7 protein-coding genes are annotated in these 6,788 nt (G+C 34.0%); 3 read left to right on the top strand and 4 right to left on the bottom strand.

From position 1 onward, the window contains the following. Positions 1–3: 3 nt before the first annotated feature. Entirely contained in the window at positions 4–384 is a 381-nt protein-coding gene (locus NEH75_RS12345) for a hypothetical protein (protein WP_055305621.1), read from the bottom strand. Between the two features lie 233 nt (positions 385–617). On the opposite strand from NEH75_RS12345, the gene yjeM reads away from it, so the two are divergent. Beyond that, positions 618–2,117 carry a glutamate/gamma-aminobutyrate family transporter YjeM gene (gene yjeM / locus NEH75_RS12340; protein ID WP_055305620.1) on the top strand — a complete coding sequence of 500 codons (1,500 nt, stop codon included), beginning with the start codon at positions 618–620 and terminating at the stop codon, positions 2,115–2,117. Between the two features lie 21 nt (positions 2,118–2,138). On the opposite strand, the gene NEH75_RS12335 is transcribed toward yjeM, so the two are convergent. Genes NEH75_RS12335 through NEH75_RS12325 form a run of 3 tightly spaced genes read right to left on the bottom strand, consistent with a single transcriptional unit; the run spans position 2,139 to position 5,389 of the window. Further along, positions 2,139–2,651 (bottom strand): hypothetical protein, encoded by a 513-nt coding sequence (locus NEH75_RS12335; protein WP_055244925.1) that lies wholly within the window; start codon positions 2,649–2,651, stop codon positions 2,139–2,141. An 11-nt stretch (positions 2,652–2,662) separates the two neighbouring features. After that, positions 2,663–3,997, bottom strand: a complete 1,335-nt coding sequence (locus tag NEH75_RS12330; protein WP_055244927.1) for a TldD/PmbA family protein — start codon at positions 3,995–3,997, stop codon at positions 2,663–2,665. A 3-nt stretch (positions 3,998–4,000) separates the two neighbouring features. After that, on the bottom strand, positions 4,001–5,389 hold the full coding sequence (locus NEH75_RS12325; RefSeq protein WP_055305619.1) for a TldD/PmbA family protein: 1,389 nt from the start codon (positions 5,387–5,389) through the stop codon (positions 4,001–4,003). Between the two features lie 289 nt (positions 5,390–5,678). Here NEH75_RS12325 and NEH75_RS12320 point away from each other — a divergent pair, with 289 nt between their 5' ends. Together NEH75_RS12320 and NEH75_RS12315 are read left to right on the top strand one after the other, a co-directional pair. After that, on the top strand, positions 5,679–6,173 hold the full coding sequence (locus NEH75_RS12320; protein WP_055305618.1) for a hypothetical protein: 495 nt from the start codon (positions 5,679–5,681) through the stop codon (positions 6,171–6,173). Positions 6,174–6,267: 94 nt separating this feature from the next. Further along, a complete protein-coding gene (locus NEH75_RS12315; RefSeq protein WP_144436969.1) occupies positions 6,268–6,735 on the top strand; it encodes a class D sortase in 468 nt (155 codons plus the stop codon). Positions 6,736–6,788 lie beyond the last annotated feature (53 nt).

Here is a 6,788-nt window from a genome sequence, read left to right as displayed (position 1 = left end):
TAATTATCTCCTACTCGATTCGAGTGCCATTTCAAGAGGGAGCGATTGAGTGCAGAATAGATTAGGGTAATCTAGTTGTAAGTTTAGTTCACTCTGAAGAGTATCAATGAATGTTTGGTACTTCTCAGGCGATTTTAAAATCTGTTCTAAGCGACTTTCGATCTCATCATCTGATAGTGGACGTAATGAATATTCTAATACTCTATGTTCATTTGAAGAGGCAAAGACGATTTCATACTCAATCATTGTTCGTTCAATCACATGAGATGTTTTAATAAATCCAAAATAATCTAAGCCTAAATCATGACGATGAATATCTTTGTTTTTAAATTCAATTTGTTGAACAAATTGATAAGGTTTAAAAATTGGTTTGGGTTCTAGCATCATTTTAGCTCCTTTATAACTATATCTGTTAACGATTACAGTAATAGTTTAACGTATTCTTTTTAATAAAAAGAGGGAAAAAAGACGAAAAAAACTTTATAATTGTTGACAGAATTCGAGTTAAATTGGTATGAATAAAAGTATAACTATTGGGAATGTTAAGAAAGAAAATTAAATATTGTTTTGAGAAAAAATTAAGTAAAGTTTATTTTATTAGTGAGAGAGGTTAAAGAATGACGAAAAGTGCAACAGGAAAACTAACATTAGTATCATTAATCTTGATGATCTTTACATCTGTTTTTGGATTTGCGAATATGCCACGTGGATTCTTTTTAATGGGATATGCGGCTATTCCTTGGTATATCATTGCAGCAATTACTTATTTTATTCCATTTGCCTTCATGATTGCAGAATTTGGAGCCGCGTTTAAAAATGAAAAGGGTGGAATCTACTCATGGATGGAGAAGTCGGTAGGACCACGCTACGCATTTATTGGGATTTTTATGTGGTATGCTTCTTATGTGATTTGGATGGTGAACGTTGCTTCAACCATTTGGATTCCATTATCAAACATGATTTTTGGACATGATACAACAAGTCAATGGGGTGTATTTGGACTTTCAAGTACACAAGTTCTAGGACTTTTAGGAGTGGCTTGGCTAATCCTTGTTTTTGTTTTAATTTCTCGCGGATTAGAAAGCATTAAAAAGGTAACATCAATTGGTGGCTCAGCCGTTGCTTTATTAAATATTGTACTATTAATCGGTGGAATCCTAATTTTAATTTTAAACAAAGGTCAATTAGCTCAACCAATAGCAGATGTTACGCATGCCTTTACAAAGTCACCAAACGGAAATTATCAAAGTGTTGTCGCTACACTATCATTTTTAACATTTGCTATTTTTGCATTTGGTGGAACAGAAGTTGTTGGTGGATTAGTCGATCAAACGGAGAATCCCGTTAAAACATTTCCTAAAGGGCTGTTAATTGCAGCGGGAATTATTTCGTTAGGTTATATCATTGGAATTTTTATGATCGGTATCTTTACAAATTGGACTAGCGTTTTATCAGGTTCTGGTGTAAATACAGGGAATGTAGCATATATTATTATGCAAAATCTTGGTTATGAGTTAGGTCATGCTCTTGGTTTAAGTGAACAACTTTCACTTCAAATAGGTTCTTGGGTAGCTCGTTTTGTAGGATTGTCAATGTTCTTAGCATTAAGCGGAGCATTTATGACGTTATCATATAGTCCATTGAAACAATTAATTGAAGGAACACCAAAGAGAATTTGGCCAGAATCATTAACGAAAACCAAAAATGGATTACCTGTTAATGCAATGAAAGTTCAAGCGATTATTGCGATTATTTTAATTCTACTTGTTTCATTTGGGGGGGAGTCAGCCGCTAAATTCTTTGACAAATTAGTGTTAATGACGAATGTTGCGATGACCATTCCTTATTTATTTATTTCAATTGCATTCATTTCGTTTAAACGAAAAGATGAAATCAAAAAACCATTTGTAATTTATAAAAGTAAAACAGTAGCAATCGTTGTTGCTTATATTGTAACAGCCGTTGTTGGATTTGCGAATGTATTTTCAATTGTGGAACCATTAACTACAGGAGATTATGATAAAACGTTATGGATGATGGCGGGACCAGTATTCTTCAGTATTATTGCAATTGTTTTATATTCACTATATGAAAGAAAAGTAATAAAAAAATCGTAGAGAAATCTACGATTTTTTTTATTAGAAAAATAGTGCGGTTGGTACTAAAAATAAGTAAGGTGCAGTACAAATGGCAAGTAATAATGCCATTTTCTTTTTTGTTTTTGGTTCTAATGATAACTGTTTAAAACTAACACGGTAATTGAATTCATAAATACAGATTCCAGAAACTAAAACGGCAATCGAGCACCAAATGATGCTAAAAATTGAACTGAATGGATCATATGAAACTGGATAAAAGACATTATCGTACCACCAATTAGAGATGACACTGTTTTGGATAAAAAAATCACTTAAATAGATACTAAATAGAATGAGAGCACCAATGAAGTCGGATAAAAAACCAAATCCCCAAATCTTTAGGATAGTTTGTTTGTAAATCATCCAATAGTTTGATTTAACGAATAGAAAAAGTGAAAGAAGTAGGATGAGACTATCAATGAGGAAATTAGCTGGTAAAACAATCAGCCATGTCATAGGAATAAAGATCAGCATCCAAATGGGAAATATCAAATTATAGAGTCGGTTCTTCATTTTAGTAACTCCTATTCACCAGCTACCGCTAATGATTCAATCCAAAGGGTTGGAGAACCTACATTTGAAGGACCAAAGTCAAGGTCATTACCAACACCGACGATGTGATTGAGTACATCAAAGAAGTTACCAGCAATCGTCATTTCGTGAACTGGTTTTGTTACTTTTCCATCTTCAATTAAAAATCCACTAGCTGATAGTGAGAAATCTCCTGAAATTGCATTTAAACCTGCATGTAATCCTTGAACATCCGTCACATAAATTCCATTTGATACTTGTTGAAGGATTTCATCAAAGCTTGTTTGTTGTGGTTTAATATACATATTACTTGGTGAAATATTGACAGAACTTTTAAAACTAGCACGCGAAGCGTTTCCTGTTGGCTGAACATTAAATGTTTTAGCTGTTGTTAAGGAATGTAAGTAAGTATTAAGAATTCCTTTAGTGATAACTTCTTTTGCAAATGTTGCCACACCTTCACCATCGAATGATGAACTTCCCATTCCATTTTCTAAATGTGGATCATCAATAATCGTGATCAGTGGGTTAGCGATAGATGTTCCAACTTTATCTTTTAATCGGGATAAGTCTTTTAAAACAGCTTCTGCAGAAAAGATACCACTCATCGCTTCTAAAATAGAGCCTGCAACTAAATTTTTTAGAACAATCGGGTATGTTCCTGATTTTACTTTTGTTGCTCCAAGTTGTGAAAGAGCGGCAGAAACGATTTTTTTAGCCAGTGATTTTGGTTCGTAGTCATTAAAATCTGTACTAATGATGAAGTCTCCATCGTTTTTATTTTCTCCATTTTCAGAAACTAAAACACTAACATATGTATAAGCAAAGTTTTGACGTTCTGAGACATCTAATCCTTTTGTATTTTTAAGAGCAACTTCAGTTGTTCCATTTGAAAAGGCACAATAGTCTACGGATTTAACACGTGAATCTAAAGCAAAACATTCGTTTTCTACTTCTTTTAAGAAGTTAATTTTATCTAATGCACTGACTTCATTAAAAGATTCATTATAAAGATTTAAAGAAACATAGTTATCATTTCCAGCATATAATTCTTCATTTTCATCTTTTTCAATTAACAGGGCATTATCAATGACGCTAGATACGATGAATGGGATGGATGAATCATCACATTTTTCCGTATATGTATAGCCCATCTTACCTTCATAAACCCCACGAAACGATAAGCCTTGTGTTTTTGAAACAGAGTAAGAATCAACATTTTGTTCAAAAACTTTACATGAAAAGTTATCATTTTTAACTACATAAACTTCCATATCTGTTAAGCCTGCTTTTGATCCTGCTTCAAATAATAAATCTAAATTAATCATCTTTTATTCCCCCTTTGCTCCACCAACAGTAATTTCTTTTACACGAAGAGCAGGCTGACCAACATCAGTTGGAATTGAACCACTGGCAGCACCACACATTCCTTGAGCGCGTGCTAAGTTTTCACCGACCATATCAATTTGGTGTAAAATAGCTGGTCCATTACCAATGAGTGTTGCACCACGAACGGGTTCAGCAATTTTTCCATTACGAATAATATATCCTTCATTAACGGCAAAATTAAAGTCACCTGTTCCAGGATTAACTGAACCGCCCCCCATACTTTTAGCATAAAGACCATACTCCGTGTTAGCGATAATTTCATCGCGTGTGTTTGGACCTTCAGCAATAAATGTATTGGTCATACGTGAGGTTGGAGCAAAACGATAATTTTGACGACGTCCAGAACCAGTTGATGCCATCTTCATACGACGACCATTTAATTTATCAATCATGTAACTTTTTAAGATCCCATTTTCAATTAATACTTTACGTTGTGTTGGTGTTCCTTCATCATCAACATTTAAAGAACCCCAAGCATTTGGAATCGTTCCGTCATCGATGGCTGTCACAATTGGGTTTGCTACTTGTTCACCTAGTTTATTGGCAAAGACAGATAGCCCTTTTGCAACAGAACTTGCCTCTAAACCATGTCCGCAAGCTTCGTGGAAAATCACGCCTCCAAATCCATTATCGATAACAACTGGCATTTTTCCACTTGGACAAGGGCCTGCATTTAACATGGTTACCGCTTGACGAGCAGCATCATTAGCATAAAAATCAAGATCAAGATTTTCGATAAATTCAAAGCCTTGTAAAGCCCCAGGACCATGTGCGCCCGTTTGCATTTCTTTCCCATTTGAAGCAACGGCTCGAATGAAAAGGCGAGTATAGACACGAGTATCTTCCACTAATGTTCCTTCTGTGTTAGCAATTAAGACATGTTGTTTTTTTTCAGATAAAGCAACAGCGCTTTGACTAATTGATTCGTGATAGTGTTTAATCGTGTCACTCACTTGACGCATTTTTTCAACACGTCGTGAAGCAGGCATTTCACTTAAATCCGTTTGAATGATATGTTGGTTAATAATATTTTGTCGAATAAGATTTAATGGTTTCCTAATGACCTCACCTACAAGAGCTGATGCAATTTCACGAGCTGTTTTTAACAAGTTTTCACGTGATGAATCATTTGTATATCCGTACACTGAATTTGTTCCTTGGAATAATCGAATTCCAACTCCATAATCTTGTCCGCGATTGGCTTTATCTACTTTGCCGCCAACCATATCAATGGATTGGGATTCTGTTTGTTCAACATAGATTTCAGCAAAGTCTGCACCTAATGACATTGCTTCATCTAATACATCTTTAATTAATGCTTCATTTAGCATAGGTTGGATTCCCCCTTTTTTAAATTTGAGGTTATTATACCATATTATGTTTTAATAAACAGAAGAGGATATAGATAAAAGGAAATATTTTCTAATCGATTAGTTGTTATAATTTAAGATGAATAGTAAAAAATAGTTATATCTATATAAGAAACAATTATTCTCGTTAATCATAGACGGATGATTGTTTATAGGATTAAGAGTAATTAAGGAGGTTTGAGTCTTTTAAATCTGGTCCAGTTAAGAGGGCTCATTAATCTGTTAGTATTTTATATAAAAAGGTGATTGAATGAAAAAAATAGTTAAAATCATGTATCTCTTATTAACTTTATGTCTTTTTTCAAAGGTTTCAGTTGAAGCACAGACATATCCCGAAGCTATTAGTTATATTAAGGTATCCGCATTTGAATCAGCCAACCAAAGTAATCGACTATCTGATGTTTTAATTGGAGTATTTACGCCAGATGGAGAACAGTTAGGTGTTTATCGAACTAATTCTGAAGGAGAAGTACTGATTGAAGTTACACCTGGTCTTATTGAGTTAAAAGTCTTACAATCAACAGAAGGTTATGAAGTATCCCAGCAGTATCAAGTGATGAGTATTGATGCTTCTAATATTGATTTATATGAAGTAGAGTTTCCTCATGAGCCCATTAATGTAGTTGATGCACGGAAGATGCCAACAACAGGCCTTTCTCCTATCTACTTTATGAGCAGTTTCGGTGTTAGTTTAACTTGCTTAGGCGTTCTTATTGTACGATACCTAAATCATGAAGAAGTCTAATAACATCATTTTATTTTTCTTAATTTTTAGTTTGCTCATAGTTACTCTCACTCCTTCTTATCATTTATTAAAGATGAATATTAATTAGCAGCATTTGCAACAGTGGCAACCTGCTCAAGGATTTATTTTGTTTCCAGATACCAATCTAATGACGGCTACTTTAAAGAAGGTAACTGATGTTGGATCCATTGTTGGGCGTGCTCAATTTTTAGAAGAGTCTTTGATTATAATTGAAGGCGTTGAGAAAGAACAACTTGAACAAGGGTTAGCTCACAATCCACTCTCATTACTTCCAGGTAGGAAAGGAAATTGTTTAATTTATGGGCATCGAGAACAATTTTTATGGTCCCTAAAAGATCTTAAAGTTGGAGAACCAATTATCATTGAAAGCGTTGAAGGAATTTTTTATTATGCGGTTGATGAAATTTCAATTAGACTTCCTAATGATCCTTATATTTTTGAATCGACGGAGGAGAGTGTATTAACCTTAGTGACTTGTTACCCATTTGTTTATTATGGTCTGAATAAAGAGCGCTACGTTGTGAAAGCAACATTGAATTAGAGTCTAACGATATCGTTAGATTTTTTTTATGGATGACGAATTGTCAATACAAA

This window comes from Turicibacter sp. T129, from assembly GCF_025594975.1.
GTDB lineage: Bacteria > Bacillota_I > Bacilli_A > MOL361 > Turicibacteraceae > Turicibacter > Turicibacter bilis.
The sequence above is the reverse complement of the archived record's forward strand: the minus strand, read 5'-3'. Positions and strand labels throughout refer to the sequence as shown.